This window comes from Bacillus cereus group sp. BfR-BA-01355, assembly GCF_022663675.1.
Lineage (GTDB): Bacteria > Bacillota > Bacilli > Bacillales > Bacillaceae_G > Bacillus_A > Bacillus_A thuringiensis_S.
The window spans coordinates 1-16,870 of the sequence record NZ_JAKUFY010000114.1 but is presented as its reverse complement, the minus strand read 5'-3'; the positions used below and the strand labels follow the sequence as shown (position 1 = coordinate 16,870).

The following is a 16,870-nucleotide window of genomic DNA, read 5'->3' as shown; positions in this document are numbered from 1 at the left end:
TTTGTTGGTTCTTTCACTTCTTCTTTTGACTCTTCCACTTCCTTTGTTGGTTCTTTCACTTCTTCTTTTGGTATTAATTTTTCTACTATATTCTGCATTACAATGCCACTATATAATATGCCAGTCTCATAATGATCTGCATCTAAATCAAATTCATATATTTTTTCTCCTAAAGTACGCCAAATGATTCCCTCATCAGTAAGAGTTCCACCTTCACTCTTTAGTGTAATCTTTTCAATTGGCTCTCCCTCTAAATCATATACAGGTATTTTCACTTCTTTATTTATTTCTGCATCATCCAAAATGACCTTTTGCCTTCTAACATCAATTGTTACCCACTGACCTAATTGTATTAATGGCCTTACATCACGAATCTCATTTTCAGCTAATTTTAAACTAAGTAAGTCTAACATTGAGTCAAGAACCGTTACATCTGTAATACGATTCTCAGTAAGATTTAACCACTGTAAATTTTTCAATGAAGATAGCGGTGTTATATCTTCAATTTGATTATGAGATACATTCACATTATTCAATCGTTTCAAGTTTGAGATGAAATCAATATTTTTCAGGCCTACTCCTTCTAAAGTAAGGTTTTCTAAGTTCGTCATGTACTCTAAACCTGTTATATCTTTTATCTCATTTCCTTTTTCTTTAAGTATCTCTAATTTTTTAACCTGTAATAAATCTTCTTTTGTGATAGGAGCGTTTAAGTTCTCTCTACCTAAATTCTCTTTATTAATATGTTGTTGTAAAGTTTTATCGAGAATTACATTTGCACGTTCTTTTTGTTTTTCAACTATATTCTGTATAACCGTACCATTAAATCTTATTTTACTTTCAGTAGAATTAGTATCTAGTTTAAATTCATATATTTTTTCTCCAGGACTATTCCATTTTATAAATCCGTTATTCAGAGTAGCCCCCTCACTTTTTACATTAATATTTTGAAGTGGTTCTCCCTTAAGGTTGTATACTGGGATTTTTAATTCCTCATCTACGCTTGCTTCATTTAAAAAGATTTTTTGTCTTTGAATGTCAATTGAAATTCGCTTACCTAATTCCTCAACAGGCCTTACGTCAGAAATTTCATTTGCTCCAAGATTTATCTCATGTAAATTTGTTAAAGTGCTCAACGGCGATATATCAGAGATATAATTCTCTTCTAAATTCAGCACTTGTAAATTTCCTAATTGAGATAATGGTGATATATCTTTTATTTCACTATCAGCAATTTCTAGTTCAATAAGATTACTCATTTTACTAATAGATTCAACATTATTAATTTTATTGTTCCCTATCCATAATAGTTCCACATTATTTAATCGATCAATTCCATTAAGATCACTGATTTGATTATTTGCTAAGTATAATTGTTTCATAGTTGATAATGTAAATAATGGCTGGATATCTTTAATGTTATTACCGATTAAATCTAATGTTTTGATTTTTTTCATTTTACTTAATGGTGTAAGATCAGAAATTTTATTATCTCTTAAAAAAAGCATATTAATATTCTCTAATTGCCCAATTGGATGAATACTTTCAATTGAATTAGAAGTTAAATCAACGTACTTCAAACTTCTCAATTTCGAGATAGCTGATATATCTGTTACATTAGACTCTCGTAACGTCAACTTCTCTAAATTTGTCATATACTCTAAACCAGCTATTTCATTTATCCCTTTACCTGAATAAATGGATAATGTTTTAATTTGTAATAAATCTTTCTTTGTGATTGGCGCATCTACATTATCTCTATCTAAGTTATATTTATTAATATATTTTTGTAATTGCTTATCTAATATTACATTTCCGTTTTCATCTTGTTGCTCCTCTTTATTTTCCTTTTGTTTTTCTGAAACATTGTTTTCTAAATTTATAGCATTTACTTCAAACTGCACTTGATATTTATTATCATAGGCCATCGTTGGAATATAAATATGCATTTGCATATTGTATGTTTTTCCTAATTCTCCAACTTCAAATTGAATAACCTTCGTCCCATTTTTCTTTTTGTCTTCTGATAGGACCTTTACATCATGAAACACACCTGGCGTATGAATATCCTCTGTTTTCAAGTATTGGAAGAAATCACTATCACTTAACGTTGCTGTTACAATTTTCTTTCCATTCTCAATTGTTAATTTCGGATCCTTTATATAAACAGCTGCCATAGACTCTTCATTCGTTTTATCTTTATACGCTTTAATAACAGCATCATATATACCATCTTCTAAACCTTGTCCCGTTTTATTCGCCTCAATTGCCACTGCCGCTAAAGCAGGTGTTGAATAAACAGCAAACGGAAGTGATAACGCCGCCGCTATAATCATTGCATTTATACGTTTTCTTTTATTTTGTTTCAACTTTACATCTCCTCCAAAATATATAATTCGAAATGTAATCATTTCTCGAATAAATGATAATGATTTTCATTATCATTGTCAACTAAAAAAATAAAAAGTTTACAAAAAAAGAACCTCTTTAAAAGAGGTTATGCCATTTTCTCACCTGATTCTTCTCTAAAAAAGCTTTTCATCGCATGAAATACGTCTGCTTTTTGCTTTAAAATATAGTATCTAAAGTTTTCATCTTTAATATTTTTATAGGCTGACATGAGTGTACTATGGCGATTATACTGATTCACTTCCCCATATCCAAACATATTACATTTCTTCATTAATTCTTCCACAAGCTTTACACACCTAGCGTTATCTGATGTTAAATTATCACCATCTGAAAAATGGAATGGATAAATATTATAGCGGTCTGGTGAATATTTATTATCAATCAGTTCTAATGCCTTTTTATATACGGAAGAACATATTGTTCCGCCACTTTCTCCTTTTGAGAAAAATTCTTCTTCTGTGACGACTTTCGCTTCTGTATGGTGAGCAATAAATTCAATATCAACTGTTTCATACTTTGTTCGTAAAAATCTTGTCATCCAGAAAAAGAAGCTACGTGCCATATACTTCTCCCACATTCCCATCGATCCACTCGTATCCATCATCGCTAACACAACAGCCTTTGAATCTGGCTTTAATACTTCATTCCAAGTGCGGAACTTTAAGTCTTCTTGATGAATTGGATGGAAAGATGCTTTACCACGCATCGCATTTCGTTTATATGCAGATATCATTGTTCGTTTCTTATCGATATTTCCCCATAATCCTGTTTTTCTAATGTCATTAAATTCAACATGTTCAATCCGATTTTCATCTATTTCTTTTCTCTTTAAATTAGGCAGCTCTAACTCTCTGAAAAACGCCTGCTCTAATTCTAAAATAGAGACTTCAGCTTCATAGTAATCTTCCCCAGCTGCATCTCCTGCTCCTTGCCCTTTTCCTGGCCCTTTTTGTTTTTGACCACCTGATCCATCTCTCGCAACGACATCACCAACTTTACTGTCACCGTTTCCTTGCCCAACATGTTTATTTTTATCATAATTGTATCTAATCTTATATTCATCTAGAGAACGAATTGGTATTTTTACAACATCTTTGCCATTAGACATAACTATACTTTCTTCTGTTACAAGATCGGGTAAATTATTCTTAATTGCCTCTTGTACTTTTTCTTGATGGCGTTGTTGGTCGTCATATCCTTTGCGATGGAGGGACCAGTTTTCCTGTGAAATCGTATAATTTGGTTGATTTTCTTCGCCCATTCCTTTCCCTCCTTACTGTAATTGTCTTCCTTTATGAACAGCAATCTATAAATTTTGTTCTGTACTGTGCAAGCTAGAATATTTGAAAGGTAACTGCCCACAGAAAATCATCCCATAAACATTTATAACGTTTTTCATACAATACCCGAGCATCCTAAACAAAATTTTGCCACTCACATAATAGAAAGAAATATTCAGCCACTGATAAGAAAGAAACACAATGCATTGTTGCACACATTTTTACTTTGCAACATATTGTATTGTGTTGGCTTTTTTCGTATGAATGGTTGGTTACTCTATCATATGCATATTGTAAAAATAATTGACAATAAATTCATGAAATTGCATCTTAATTTATTACATTTGGACAAGGTATGACACTTTATACACATATGAACGGATAATAAAACGCTGTCCCGCAAAATACAAGAGACAGCGTTTTGTTATCAAACTATCGGTTTAACAAGCTACCTACATAGCGTAATAATTCATTTGCTGAAGAAGAATTATAGCCATGCTCATCAATTAAACGCGCAACAACATCATTGATTTTCTTAAGCTGATTTTCGTCTGGCGTTTTCGTTGATGTTGTAATTTTCACTATATCTTTTAAATCAGCAAATAGTTTTTTCTGAATCGCTTCACGAAGACGTTCATGTGAATTATAATCAAAGCGTTTTCCTTTACGGGCATAAGCAGAAATGCGAATTAAAATCTCTTCACGGAACGCTTTCTTAGCATTTTCTGAAATCCCAATTTGCTCTTCAATTGAGCGCATTAATTTTTCATCTGGACTCATTTCTTCTCCTGTTAACGGATCACGTAATTTCGATTTATTGCAGTACGCCTCGACGTTATCTAAATAATTATCCATAAGTGTCTTAGCCGATTCTTCATATGAATAAACAAACGCCTTTTGTACTTCTTTCTTTGCGATTTCATCGTATTCTTTTCTCGCTAATGAGATGAAATTCATATAACGTTCACGGTCTTCATTACTAATCGATGGATGCTGATCCAGCCCATCTTTTAAAGATCTAAGTACATCTAACGCGTTAATAGATGGTACCTCTTTTCGAATGATTGTAGACGAAATTCGGTTAATGACATAACGAGGATCAATACCCTTCATACCTTCATCTTGATATTCTCGTTGTAGCTCCTCTACATCAATCGCATTATAACCTTCTACCGTTTCTCCATCATACAAACGCATCTTTTTAATTAAATCAATATCCGGACGCTTCGGATCTTTTAAACGAGTTAAAATAGTGAACATTGCTGCAACGCGAAGTGTGTGTGGTGCAATGTGAACATTCGACACATCACTTTCACGAATCATTTTTTCATAAATATGTTCTTCTTCACTTACTCGTAAATTATAAGGAACTGGCATTACAATAATTCTTGAGTGCAATGCCTCATTTTTCTTATTTGCTATAAATGAGCGATACTCTGTTTCATTCGTATGCGCTACAATTAATTCATCTGCTGAAATAAGCGCAAATCTTCCCGCTTTGAAATTCCCTTCTTGCGTAAGCGATAATAAGTGCCATAAAAACTTCTCATCACATTTTAACATCTCTTGGAACTCCATCATTCCTCGGTTCGCCTTATTTAATTCTCCATCAAATCGATACGCACGCGGGTCTGATTCTGAACCATATTCTGCAATCGTAGAAAAGTCCAGACTACCTGTTAAATCTGCAATATCCTGTGATTTTGGATCAGACGGGCTAAATGTACCAATCCCTGTACGGCGATCTTCAGAGAAGAAAATACGCTCTACAACTACATCCTCAATTCTTGATCCGTATTCTTGCTCTAAACGCATGACATTTAGTGGTGATAAATTTCCTTCAATTCTAACCCCATACTCATCAAAGAAATCATCTCGTAAATGATGTGGAATTAAATGCAGTGGATCCTCATGCATTGGGCATCCTTTAATTGCAAAAATTGCTCCACGATCTGTTCGTGAATATGTTTCTAATCCTCGTTTCAACATCGTAACTAACGTTGATTTCCCTCCACTAACAGGACCCATTAATAATAAAATTCTTTTTCTAACATCTAATCGTTTTGCGGATGGATGAAAATATTCCTCTACAAGACGTTCTAGAGCATCCTCTAATCCAAAGAGCTGATTACTAAAGAAGTTATACTTTCTTCTACCATCAACTTCTTCAATTCCAGCATCTTTTATCATATTGTAAATGCGAGAGTGTGCTGTTTGAGCCACCCATGGTCTTTCTTTCACAAGCTCCAAATACTCCGCAAACGTACCTTCCCATTGTAACCGTTCTTCTGCTGCTCGATGCTGTTCAATCTTTTTTAGAATATCCATTATAGCTCCTCCCCCATCTCCTTGTTCAATCGGATTATTATAAAAGGTATGCTAGGATGTCCTTAAACATTCTTTAAATCAAAACGAAATATATAATAGCACGCTAAAATTCTCTCCAAAATTCAAAGAAAATTCTGTATAATATAGGTATTAACGTTTTCACACTGCTATTCATTATAAATAAATTCTTTTCTTCTAAGAACCTTACATACATTTTGGGTAATAAATAGAACTCGTGAACCGAAAAAAGTAAGGAGGATATTAGTATGAAATTATTATTAATTTTAGGTGTATCACTCACATTTCTTACAGCTATTTTTACATCTGGTTACAATGACAAACCAGGTACACATAAAAAATGATGTGCTAAAAGCACATCATTTTTTTATACATTATTTATAATACATATTTTCCATATCATATTTGGATAATGGTCGACTATAATAATAACCTTGTACAAGCTTCACATTCTTTTCTTTCAAAAACTGTATTTGCTCCTTTTTTTCTACTCCCTCTGCAATTACATTCAGTTCTAAAGTATGAGCTAAATGAATAATTGCAGCTGTAATATTCGTATCACGTTCATCTATATGTATACCTTCCATAAAAGAACGATCAATTTTTAAAGTATCAATTGGATATGTTTTCAAGTAACTTAAAGATGAATAGCCTGTTCCAAAATCATCTAAATGAATCTTTAAATTTTGTTCTTTTAATTGTAGTAACACTCTCTTCGATATATCTTTATGTATAAGAGCTCCTTCTGTAACCTCTATCGCTAATAAATGAGCTGGTACATTGTACTTATTTAAAGCCCGTGTAATCATCTCTATTAATGTAATAGAGCGAAAGTGTCTAGCTGAAATATTAACTGCAATTGGGACCACTTCATATCCTTTATTTAACCATTCGCGCAGTTGCTGACACACTTGATTTACTACCCATTCATCGAGCTTAATAATAAATCCTGTTCTTTCTGCCAACGGAATAAATTGATTTGGAGAAACAAATCCTAATTCCTTATTCTCCCACCTTATTAAAGCTTCCATACTAGCTATTTTTTTCGTTTCAATATTAATTTGTGGCTGATAATATAAGAAAAACTCATTTTTTTCTATAGCACGATGTAACTGGTTTTCTATTATAAACCTTTGTTCACGCTCACAGTCTAATCCACTACAATAAAAATGATAATGTCCTTTTCCTTTTTCTTTTGCTTTTTCTAAAGCAGCATCGACCCTCTGAAATAGTATTTTTTCATCTTCTCCATCTGCTGGAGCCATTACAATTCCAATTGACGCACTTAAATATACATCTTCTTCCTCGATTACAAAATATTCACTAATATTTTTCAGTATGCCTTTTGCAATTTCCTCTACACATTCTTTCGTTATATTTTCTATTAACATAACAAATTGATCATCGTGTTCTCTAAATAAGTGCATACCTTCTATTTTTAGATTGCTTAAACATTCTGTAACTTTTTGTAATACTTTATCTCCCTCTTTATGACCAAATGTATCATTAATACGATGAAACTCATCTAAATCTATAAATACAAGCGCAAAATTTATACTCTCTTTTAAAAAAGTATTTAACTTATTTGTACATGAAATTCTATTCATTAATCCCGTTAACTGGTCATAGTAGGCTAAATATTCTGTTCGCATTTCGTTTAATACTTGCCTTGTAACATCTCTCGTAACAATATAAACTCCAACAATTTCACCGTTCACAATAATCGGGATAGTTCTCAAAGAAATATATAGCTCGTACCCTTCTTTATGAACATATTTCTTTGAAACAATTTGTTTTGCTCTTCCCTGCAGAGCTCCTTTAAATAGAATTTGAAAGTCTTTTTCATATTCTTTATTAATGAATTCAAAAATAAATTTATTATTTAACTCTTCATACCGGTATCCAAATATTTCATACGTTGCCGGGTTTGCATATGTAACTCTCCCTATAGAATCTATAGATATAATTGAGTCATTATTATATTCTAGTAACGACTTAAATAACATTTGTTTTTCCTCTATCTCTGTCTTCTCCTCAATTTGAGCTGTAATATCTCTTGTAATACAAATAACAAATTGACATATTCCTTCTTCATCGCAGACAGGATTAAGTGAAGATTCATAATGTATCTCACCTTTTTGTAATTTGACTACATCACAAAATGTGTGTGCTTTCGCTTCTCTCACTACTTTTTCATATTGCCTTTGCAATATCCCCGCTATATCTTTTGGTAATACTTCTGCAAAAGTTTTTCCATAGCACTCTTCGCTTAACCTAGCATAATCCATTCCTATTCTATTCACATACATATATTTAAACGTTTCATCATCAATAACTTTCAAAATAAATACTAAATCTTGAATAGCATGTAATAATCCTTGTCTAATTAAATCCATATCTATCATACTTAAAAAGGTATTTTGATTACTATATTCTTCCTTCATATTTATCTCAACCCGTCTTATCTATTTTTAATCATATATCCCATTCTATATGATTATGTCCTCTCTTTTAAATGTATGATTACATATTATTTTTATTTTATAAAAAAAAGTCGCCATATGGCGACTTTTAATAAACGATTTCTAAATCTAATCCAGGGTAATTTTGTTGACGGAACGCTTCATAAATTAAAATTGCTGCTGTATTAGATAAATTTAATGAACGTACTTTATCTGTCATTGGAATACGTAAACAATGATCAAAGTTTTCTTCGATTACATTAGCTGGTAAGCCGTTTGTTTCTCTTCCAAATACAAAATAGTAATCCTTCTCGCGCTTGCTATAGTCAAACGCTGTATGAGCTTTTTCGCCATACTTCGTTAAATAGAAGAATTCACCATCTTTATTTTTTTCATAAAATTCTTCAATTGAATCATAATACGTAATTTTCACGTGCTGCCAATAATCTAATCCGGCACGCTTTAACATTTTATCATCCGTTGAAAATCCAAGCGGTCTAATCAAATGTAATTCTGTTCCAGTTGCTGCACAAGTACGAGCAATATTCCCTGTATTTGCTGGAATTTCTGGCTGATATAAAACAACATGTACTCCCACGCGATATTCACCTCTGTTTTTTGTCTACTACGTATTATACCACTTGAGCGAAAAATCTCTACCCATTAATAATATGAAAGAATTTATATTTCATTTGTGGTGTATATTTACTAGAGTCTTCATAGTTCCAATAACGTCGACGGCTATTCGCTGAATGTGCATTTACAAGCGGCATACCATCTGCATCTTTTGCTACTACAATCGTCGTATGATTCCATCTTCCGTCATCCTCGAAATCATAAGCAATAACATCTCCAAGAATAAGTTCTTCTGGCCTCTCTACCGCCTCTGCTCGAAGTCCTGTTGTAGCACCTGACAAATACCAATAAAAAGAATGTGCAACAGCCCAGCTCCAACTCCACTGATTCTCCCTTTGCCACCATCCTTTACGAATATTAGGATATCCGTTCATAGGTACTTCTCCAGTATGAAGACATTGAGAAATAAAATTCGTACAATTATCAGGGAAATTACGATACATAGGATTTCGGTCATCCCACCAACGCTCTGCATATTTCACTGCCTCTAAACGATTATACTGATAAGAACCGTACTTCTCTTTCGTAATTTCCCTTTCTAATGTCTCACCCATTCTAATTTCTTCTGACACTTCAATATCATAATCGCCTATAATCCGACTATTATTTAAACAAACTCTTCGTTTTAATTGTTCCTCTTCAATATAAAATAATTCTTTATGCTTAATTAAATATTTAAAATGTATTTGATAATCAATTTCTTGATGGTCATTACTATTTAATTGTCTAATGAAAGAAACATCCGCAGTTGCTTTCACTATATGTGCACTACGCCTTTGAAACAATTGTTTCTTTCTCTGTGCCATTTGTAGTAAATCCTCAGCAATACCATCCACGTCTGTTCGTTTCTCTGTGATATATGCTAAAAACTGTTGTACTTGCTTTTCAATATTCATTTTTACAGCCATTTCGTTTCCCTCCCATATTACAATATGAAAAAGGGAAATATTATCTACTCTTTTTTCTGTGCTAACAATTCAAGCCCGCGCTTCATTTCATGAAGTACTTCTTCATCTTTCTCACGTTCCATCGCTTTCTCAATCGCTTCGCCTACTCCATCTCCCCCAATTTTCCCAAGTGCCCATGCTGCCGTTCCGCGCAATACCGGTCTTGGGTCATCTTTCATAACACCAATTAAATCAGGAATTGCCGATGCTTCTTTAAAATGTGCTAATGCTAAAATCGCATTTCTTTGCAGTGGCTTTTTCCCTCTCCATGACCCTGACATAATCCCATATTTCTCTTTAAAATCACGATTACTAATTGTTAAAAGTGGCGTTAATAATGGTTTAACTAGCTCAGGGTCCGGCTCCATCTCAGGATGATTATGAAAATCCATTCCTTTGTTTTTCGGGCAAACAGTCTGACACGTATCACATCCATATATACGATTTCCTATTTTATCGCGATATTCTTCAGGTAGGAATCCTTTCGTCTGTGTTAAAAACGCAATACACTTCTTCGAATCTAACTGTCCCCCCTGTATTAAAGCACCTGTAGGACAAATATCGATACATTTCGTACAGCCCCCGCATTGATCTTCTATCGGCTTATCTGGCGGGAATGGAACATTTGTAATCATTTCCCCTAAGTATACGTACGAACCGAATTCAGGTGTAATAATAGCACAGTTTTTCCCACTCCAGCCAATGCCTGCACGCTCTGATACAGCTCGATCACTTAATTCACCTGTATCAACCATGGACTTCACTTCTATATCCGGAAGTTTTTCAATTAAATATGCTTCTAATTTTTGCAAACGATCTCGTAAAACAAGATGATAATCTTGTCCCCAAGAAGCACGGCAAAAAATTCCACGGCGTTCTCCACGCTTACTTAATGGTGCATTTTTTAATTTTGAAGGATATGCTAAAGCAATCGCAATAATTGATTTAGCACCCGGTAATAAAAGTTGCGGATTCGTTCTCTTCTCTATATCAGGCTCTTCAAATCCAGATTGATAATTTAATTGTTGTTGCTGGATTAAGCGCTGCTTTAATTCCTCAAAAGGAGAAGCACTCGCAAAGCCTATTTTATCTATGCCAATTGTTTTACTATACGCAATTACATCTTGCTTTAATTGTTCAAAATCCACTCTTAATCGCCTCCTCAGATGAATCCATCATCCCTTATGTAACGACTTTATTGGTTAGTAATTCACTTTTGGAATACTATTATTTACTTCTATTTTCGCATGTAATTATATTTTTCAAACATTAAAAAACGCAATGCCTCGTTTATCTCGGAAACGAAACACTGCGTTGATCACAATTTATAGAAAAACATTTAATAAAATTTGGAGCGGGTGAAGAGAATCGAACTCTCGACCAGAGCTTGGAAGGCTCTTGTTTTACCACTAAACTACACCCGCAAATATGAATTACATATAAGATATTAGAATAACTTATGTAAAGTAGTATAGCATGTTAAAAAAATAGAGGCAAGAATTTTATCGAAAAAAGTCGAAAAAGTGATGAGAGACCTCATCACTTTTTCAATTCTTTATCAATGGCCTTCTTCATACTATCGAAATCAGGGTTTGCAAGATTTCCGTTTACATATACTGAAGGAGCACCTTGAACTTTTAATTTTTGAGCACGATCTGAATCTTTACGTACTTTTTCTGTAATTTCTTTACTGTGTAAATCTTTCTTAAATTGCTCTACATCAACTTTTGGAAGTTTCTCTTTCACAATGCTAAGAAGCAAATCTTCTGTAATCCATTCTTCCGTATCTTTCTTTTGATTTTGATAAATCTCATCATAGAAAATCCAGAATGAATCTTTATCTTGTTTATAAATTGCTTCACCAGCTGCTGCACCTAAATCCGAGTCTTTTCCGATAAATGGGAAGTTAATAAAATATAACTGCACTTTGCCTTTATCAATATACTCTTCTTTTAATCGAGGTAATACTGTTACATCCCAAGTACGACAAGCAGGACATTTGAAGTCTCCAAATTCAACTACCTTAACTGGAGCATCATCTTTCCCTAAAGATTGTTGCGTGGAATAAGCAAACATCTCATTCCCTTTATCTTTTTTGTCATTTATGATGCTATACGCAATTGTTCCAATTACAATCAATACTGCGATAGAAAAAACTATACCAAGAGCCATGAGTTTATTTGATTTCATATACATTCCTCTTTAAATTCATATTCTGTATACAGCATTGTACACAATACACATAATATCAACACTTATATACGTCACGCAATGAACACGCTCACATAAATTACAAAAACACAATAATTGTGACGATATTGTGTCACAATTTGTCACAATTTATTCAAAAAAAGAAGCTCCTCTGTAGGAACTTCTCTTAACTTACTGCTTTTTTACGCGCGCTATTTAACATCGACTGCTCTATTTTTATATCATGACGAATTACCAATTTCTCACTAACTGCTTGAACATACTCATCATGGCTTATATAGCCTTCTTTCTCCATTAGTCTCAAAACGACATTTCGTCTCTCTACTGCTTTATCATAATTTTGGGCAGGTGAGTAATAAGCAGGTGCTTTTACTACAGCAGCCATCATTGCACTTTCAGCCAACGTTAATTGGTTCACCTTTTTACCGAAGTAAAGGTTTGCTGCTTTTTCAATTCCCCATGCTCCTTCTCCATAATAAATGTTACTTACATATAATTTTAAAATTTCATCCTTCGTAAATGTACGTTCAATTTTTTTCGTATAAAAAATCTCTTTCCACTTACGAGAAAATGTACGTTCATTCGTTAAAAAAGCATTTTTAGATAGCTGCTGTGTAATCGTGCTTCCTCCTTGTACGACACCACCAGCCTTTATATTCTCAACAGAGGCCCTAATAATTGCTATATAATCTAAACCGTTATGATGATAAAATCTTTTATCTTCTGTCGCAATAAATGCATGTGTTAATGATTCTGGTACCTCTAACTTAGCCGGCACATGTAATTTACTAATATCACTTTGCTCAATCATTACATTTCCAATGAATAATAACGTACAACTTAACAATAATAATAATATAATGGCTTTATAAAAAAGTTTAGTCATTGGATTTAATGCAACTTTTTGATGATAGTTCACCCTAGATAATACTCGTTCTTTCATCTTGAACACCTCTTTTCCACACAGCATATAACTCTTACTTTAAGAATACATTGTTGTAAAAAAATATCCCATCGATTTCTCTTACACGTACCTTACATCATTGTAAGGTATAAAGTGAAACTTTAATAAGCCCTCATCAATCAGGCTTACTGCCCAGCAAATAGTCGGATAAAAAAGTATTGTATCACAGTCTTTTTTTATCTACTATTCATCTGAAATATTGAATATAGGTATGTTAAAGTACGAATAACCAATAAGAGAGTAACCCTTAAGACTATTATATTTTCACTTTACACTTTAATTATATCATCTACAAATATATGTACTTTTAACTATCTAGTAATCTAAATGTATATAACATATAAAGTGAAACTTTAATCAGTGGAGGTTTTGTTCATCCCCACTGATTATTAGCCCTCACCAATTGAGCTGCCCGGCAAATAGCGGGATAAATCCATTATACAGAACAAACGTTCTACAAATCAATACTAGCGCTATTATTATTTTGACCTTTTTCTTAAACAGTATACAAAAAAAAGAGTAGTGATTTGAATGTATCTCAAATCAGTCACTCTTTTCTTTACAATCTTCCTATTAAACTATACGGCTGTACTTCCCACGTTTCGTACGGAATATAATGTGTTGCTCTCATCGCATCAAGCGTTCTGGATTTCATATGAGGACGCGTTATATACTCATCTATATTCTCTTCATTTAAAGCAACAAATTTAGCCTCTTGTATTTCTTCAGGTTGAATTTTTATTTCACCGCTCACATATGCCACTTTAAAAACAACAGCTAAAATATGCATAGAAGCATTATAGTAAACACCTGTAACTCCAACCGGCTTCACAGTTAAACCGGTTTCCTCAAACATTTCCCTACAAACTGCTTGATCGAGCGCTTCTCCTTCTTCCACCTGTCCTCCTGGCAACTCCCACGTATCCGATCGCCAATGTACTTTAGCTAATAACACTTCATCTTTTTCATTTGTTAAATAACCTGCTACAGCAACGATATGCTTTGGTGTTTTATGTTCCATATTAAACCTCCTAGAAATAATGATTATTTCATATATCCCTATAAGCATATTCCCTGTCTACAACAAAATACCTTTACTAATTCATCAACTTAATTAACTTCATAAAAAAAGCCTCTATCCGTTAAACGGACAGGGCTTCTATCGTATTATTCTCCTAAGTCTACGTTGTGGTAAACTTGTTGCACATCTTCTAAATCTTCTAATGCATCAACCATTTTCTCAAATTGTACTTGAGCATCTTCGGGAAGTGTAACATCACTTTGTGCAAGCATTGTTAATTCTGCAACTGTAAATTCTTCAACACCAGCACCTTTAAGTGCAGATTGTACTGAATGGAATTGATCAGGTTCAGCATACACGATAACAGAATCTTCTTCTTCTAGAATGTCACGTGCATCAACATCTGCTTCCATTAAAATTTCAAGAACTTCATCTGATGTTTTACCTTCAAGGCCGATAACAGCTGTCGCATCAAACATGTAAGCTACAGAACCGTTTACACCCATGTTACCACTGTTTTTGCTAAATGCAGCTCGTACATCTGCTGCAGTACGGTTTACGTTATTTGTAAGTGTATCTACAATAACCATAGCTCCATTTGGTCCAAATCCTTCATAACGAAGCTCGTCATAATTTTCCTCTGAACCGCCTTTTGCCTTTTCAACTGCACGATCAATAATTGTTCTTGGTACATTGTATGTTTTCGCACGTTCTAATACGACTCTAAGCGCTTGGTTTGATTCTGGATCTGGCTCTCCTTGTTTTGCCGCCACATAAATTTCACGTCCAAATTTCGCGTATATACGGCTTGTATTTGCATCTTTCGATGCTTTTTTGTCTTTAATATTGTTCCATTTACGGCCCATACTTTCCACTCTCTTTCTCGTTTTAAATCTACATAAAAATATTAATATGAAATATAATGTGTGTTCAACACATTTTTAAAAGAAATATAAAAAGTTCATTTTTGATTCATATTACAGACATAATATAAATCACTATCATTTTGTTCTTTCGACAAGTTATATTATACATGAATTCCTAAGTTTATTACGAATTTTAGCATCACATAATATAATTTAACAAAAAAGACTCTAACATTTCTGTTAGAGTCTTTTTATATTGCCGATACCGATTTCCATAATATTCCCATAATTACTTTCTATTGCTGTACAATAAAAATAGGGAAAAATTTGAAGAAAAGGTGGAGGGAGAATTATGACACATTCAAATGAGAAAAAATCACATGCTTTTAAAGGAATAGGAGAGAAGTTAAACCCAACTATCTATCAAGTAAGATTCATGAAATTAGATGAACCAATCCAATTTGAGGCGTTTCCTGAATTGAAGGAATTAGGGGACTGGTTGAGTACTTCAACGCACATGTGGTCGTGCCACTCAACTATGTACAAATACAACAGAGAAAAGTTTGAAAAGAAGTTTTTAGAAATTACGAAATTAACAGCTGATCATGTACTAATATCTACTGGTGGTGTCGGATTTAACTTCATGTCACCGGGGTGGAGAAATTCTCTCTAGAGTGCTCGAAGGGAATATTATAGAATACCGCAATTAAAAGGATAAAATTGAATGTTTGTTTTTATCCTTTTAATGTTTCGCAGTTTACTCACCGTACACTTTTTGTGCTTATTTTGTCATGTAATGAAAAGAAAACAAAAAAAACTCTATACTAATTGTATAGAGTTTTTTTACGACGTTCATGATACCGATGGTCGGGGTCGAACCGACACTCCCGAAGGAACACGATTTTGAGTCGTGCGCGTCTGCCAATTCCGCCACATCGGCACAAAAGAAAAGGCGGCAACCGGATTTGAACCGGTGATAAAGGTTTTGCAGACCTCTGCCTTACCACTTGGCTATGCCGCCATATTAAATTTCATTGGAGCGGAAGACGGGATTCGAACCCGCGACCCCAACCTTGGCAAGGTTGTATTCTACCACTGAACTACTTCCGCAAAAATGGCTGGGCTAGCTGGATTCGAACCAGCGCATGACGGAGTCAAAGTCCGTTGCCTTACCGCTTGGCTATAGCCCATCGAATTCTTACTTAATTATATGTAAGTATCAATTAAATTATTTGTAATTTTAAAAATAAAAATGGGGCGACTGATGGGAATCGAACCCACGAATGCCGGAGCCACAATCCGGTGCGTTAACCACTTCGCCACAACCGCCATGTTGTGTAAATATATTTGGCAGGGGCAGTAGGAATCGAACCCACACTGGAGGTTTTGGAGACCTCAGTTCTACCTTTAAACTATGCCCCTATGTAAATGGTGGAGGGGGGCAGATTCGAACTGCCGAACCCGAAGGAGCGGATTTACAGTCCGCCGCGTTTAGCCACTTCGCTACCCCTCCGAAACTTACATGGTGCCGGCTAGAGGACTTGAACCCCCAACCTACTGATTACAAGTCAGTTGCTCTACCAATTGAGCTAAGCCGGCGTATTTTATTAAAATAAATGGTGGCTCGGGACGGAATCGAACCGCCGACACGAGGATTTTCAGTCCTCTGCTCTACCGACTGAGCTACCGAGCCTTATTAAAATGGCGGTCCCGACCGGGGTCGAA

At 34.2% G+C, this 16,870-nt stretch carries 12 protein-coding genes and 10 tRNA genes; 1 reads left to right on the top strand and 21 read right to left on the bottom strand.

What is annotated here, in order from left to right; translation table 11 throughout:
• From MR167_RS26045 to MR167_RS25990, 12 genes are all read right to left on the bottom strand, one after another.
• Positions 1–2,369, bottom strand: a 2,369-nt coding sequence (locus tag MR167_RS26045; RefSeq protein ID WP_242315857.1) for a leucine-rich repeat domain-containing protein, incomplete at its 3' end; no start/stop codon positions are given.
• A gap of 128 nt (positions 2,370–2,497) precedes the next feature.
• Entirely contained in the window at positions 2,498–3,673 is a 1,176-nt protein-coding gene (gene yhbH, locus MR167_RS26040; RefSeq protein ID WP_000503516.1) for a sporulation protein YhbH, read from the bottom strand.
• 451 nt (positions 3,674–4,124) lie between these two features.
• The gene (locus MR167_RS26035; RefSeq protein ID WP_000353273.1) at positions 4,125–6,020 is read right to left on the bottom strand and encodes a PrkA family serine protein kinase; all 1,896 of its coding nucleotides are present in this window, start codon (positions 6,018–6,020) and stop codon (positions 4,125–4,127) included.
• Between the two features lie 392 nt (positions 6,021–6,412).
• A complete protein-coding gene (locus MR167_RS26030; RefSeq protein ID WP_106081995.1) occupies positions 6,413–8,482 on the bottom strand; it encodes a sensor domain-containing protein in 2,070 nt (689 codons plus the stop codon).
• A 127-nt stretch (positions 8,483–8,609) separates the two neighbouring features.
• Positions 8,610–9,098, bottom strand: a complete 489-nt coding sequence (trmL, locus tag MR167_RS26025; protein WP_000538147.1) for a tRNA (uridine(34)/cytosine(34)/5-carboxymethylaminomethyluridine(34)-2'-O)-methyltransferase TrmL — start codon at positions 9,096–9,098, stop codon at positions 8,610–8,612.
• Between the two features lie 58 nt (positions 9,099–9,156).
• Entirely contained in the window at positions 9,157–10,044 is an 888-nt protein-coding gene (locus tag MR167_RS26020; protein WP_000279323.1) for an amidase domain-containing protein, read from the bottom strand.
• 44 nt (positions 10,045–10,088) lie between these two features.
• Positions 10,089–11,231: a tRNA epoxyqueuosine(34) reductase QueG gene (gene queG / locus MR167_RS26015; protein ID WP_000345208.1), complete on the bottom strand. Its 1,143-nt coding sequence runs from the start codon at positions 11,229–11,231 to the stop codon at positions 10,089–10,091.
• Between the two features lie 202 nt (positions 11,232–11,433).
• Positions 11,434–11,507 (bottom strand) — tRNA-Gly (locus MR167_RS26010).
• Between the two features lie 115 nt (positions 11,508–11,622).
• Entirely contained in the window at positions 11,623–12,273 is a 651-nt protein-coding gene (locus tag MR167_RS26005; RefSeq protein WP_000841308.1) for a DsbA family protein, read from the bottom strand.
• 187 nt (positions 12,274–12,460) lie between these two features.
• Entirely contained in the window at positions 12,461–13,237 is a 777-nt protein-coding gene (locus MR167_RS26000) for a transglycosylase domain-containing protein (RefSeq protein ID WP_000664718.1), read from the bottom strand.
• A gap of 580 nt (positions 13,238–13,817) precedes the next feature.
• Positions 13,818–14,279, bottom strand: coding sequence for an NUDIX hydrolase (locus MR167_RS25995; protein ID WP_000400451.1), 462 nt, complete (start codon positions 14,277–14,279; stop codon positions 13,818–13,820).
• A 146-nt stretch (positions 14,280–14,425) separates the two neighbouring features.
• Complete coding sequence (locus MR167_RS25990; protein ID WP_000532954.1) at positions 14,426–15,145, bottom strand: YebC/PmpR family DNA-binding transcriptional regulator; 720 nt, start codon at positions 15,143–15,145, stop codon at positions 14,426–14,428.
• A 352-nt stretch (positions 15,146–15,497) separates the two neighbouring features.
• On the opposite strand from MR167_RS25990, the gene MR167_RS25985 reads away from it, so the two are divergent.
• Entirely contained in the window at positions 15,498–15,818 is a 321-nt protein-coding gene (locus MR167_RS25985) for a DUF3884 family protein (protein ID WP_000149824.1), read from the top strand.
• 185 nt (positions 15,819–16,003) lie between these two features.
• Here MR167_RS25985 and MR167_RS25980 read toward each other — a convergent pair.
• The 9 genes from MR167_RS25980 to MR167_RS25940 all read right to left on the bottom strand — a co-directional run bounded on the left by MR167_RS25980 (position 16,004) and on the right by MR167_RS25940 (position 16,838).
• Positions 16,004–16,085 (bottom strand) — tRNA-Leu (locus MR167_RS25980).
• 10 nt (positions 16,086–16,095) lie between these two features.
• Positions 16,096–16,166, bottom strand: a tRNA-Cys gene (locus MR167_RS25975).
• A 14-nt stretch (positions 16,167–16,180) separates the two neighbouring features.
• Positions 16,181–16,255: transfer RNA gene (locus MR167_RS25970), tRNA-Gly, on the bottom strand.
• A gap of 5 nt (positions 16,256–16,260) precedes the next feature.
• Positions 16,261–16,335, bottom strand: a tRNA-Gln gene (locus MR167_RS25965).
• Between the two features lie 63 nt (positions 16,336–16,398).
• A tRNA-His gene (locus MR167_RS25960) sits at positions 16,399–16,474 on the bottom strand.
• Between the two features lie 19 nt (positions 16,475–16,493).
• Positions 16,494–16,567: transfer RNA gene (locus tag MR167_RS25955), tRNA-Trp, on the bottom strand.
• A 7-nt stretch (positions 16,568–16,574) separates the two neighbouring features.
• Positions 16,575–16,658, bottom strand: a tRNA-Tyr gene (locus MR167_RS25950).
• A 10-nt stretch (positions 16,659–16,668) separates the two neighbouring features.
• Positions 16,669–16,744, bottom strand: a tRNA-Thr gene (locus tag MR167_RS25945).
• A gap of 18 nt (positions 16,745–16,762) precedes the next feature.
• Positions 16,763–16,838, bottom strand: a tRNA-Phe gene (locus MR167_RS25940).
• Positions 16,839–16,870 lie beyond the last annotated feature (32 nt).

Excerpts from the sequence above, each read along its gene's own strand:
- MR167_RS25985 (WP_000149824.1), top strand. The coding sequence starts at position 15,498 with ATGACACATTCAAATGAGAAAAAATCACATGCTTTTAAAGGAATAGGA.
- MR167_RS26035 (WP_000353273.1), bottom strand. The coding sequence starts at position 6,020 with ATGGATATTCTAAAAAAGATTGAACAGCATCGAGCAGCAGAAGAACGG.
- MR167_RS26020 (WP_000279323.1), bottom strand. The coding sequence starts at position 10,044 with ATGGCTGTAAAAATGAATATTGAAAAGCAAGTACAACAGTTTTTAGCA.
- MR167_RS25995 (WP_000400451.1), bottom strand. The coding sequence starts at position 14,279 with ATGGAACATAAAACACCAAAGCATATCGTTGCTGTAGCAGGTTATTTA.
- MR167_RS26030 (WP_106081995.1), bottom strand. The coding sequence starts at position 8,482 with ATGAAGGAAGAATATAGTAATCAAAATACCTTTTTAAGTATGATAGAT.
- MR167_RS25990 (WP_000532954.1), bottom strand. The coding sequence starts at position 15,145 with ATGGGCCGTAAATGGAACAATATTAAAGACAAAAAAGCATCGAAAGAT.
- MR167_RS26005 (WP_000841308.1), bottom strand. The coding sequence starts at position 12,273 with ATGAAATCAAATAAACTCATGGCTCTTGGTATAGTTTTTTCTATCGCA.
- MR167_RS26000 (WP_000664718.1), bottom strand. The coding sequence starts at position 13,237 with ATGAAAGAACGAGTATTATCTAGGGTGAACTATCATCAAAAAGTTGCA.
- yhbH (WP_000503516.1), bottom strand. The coding sequence starts at position 3,673 with ATGGGCGAAGAAAATCAACCAAATTATACGATTTCACAGGAAAACTGG.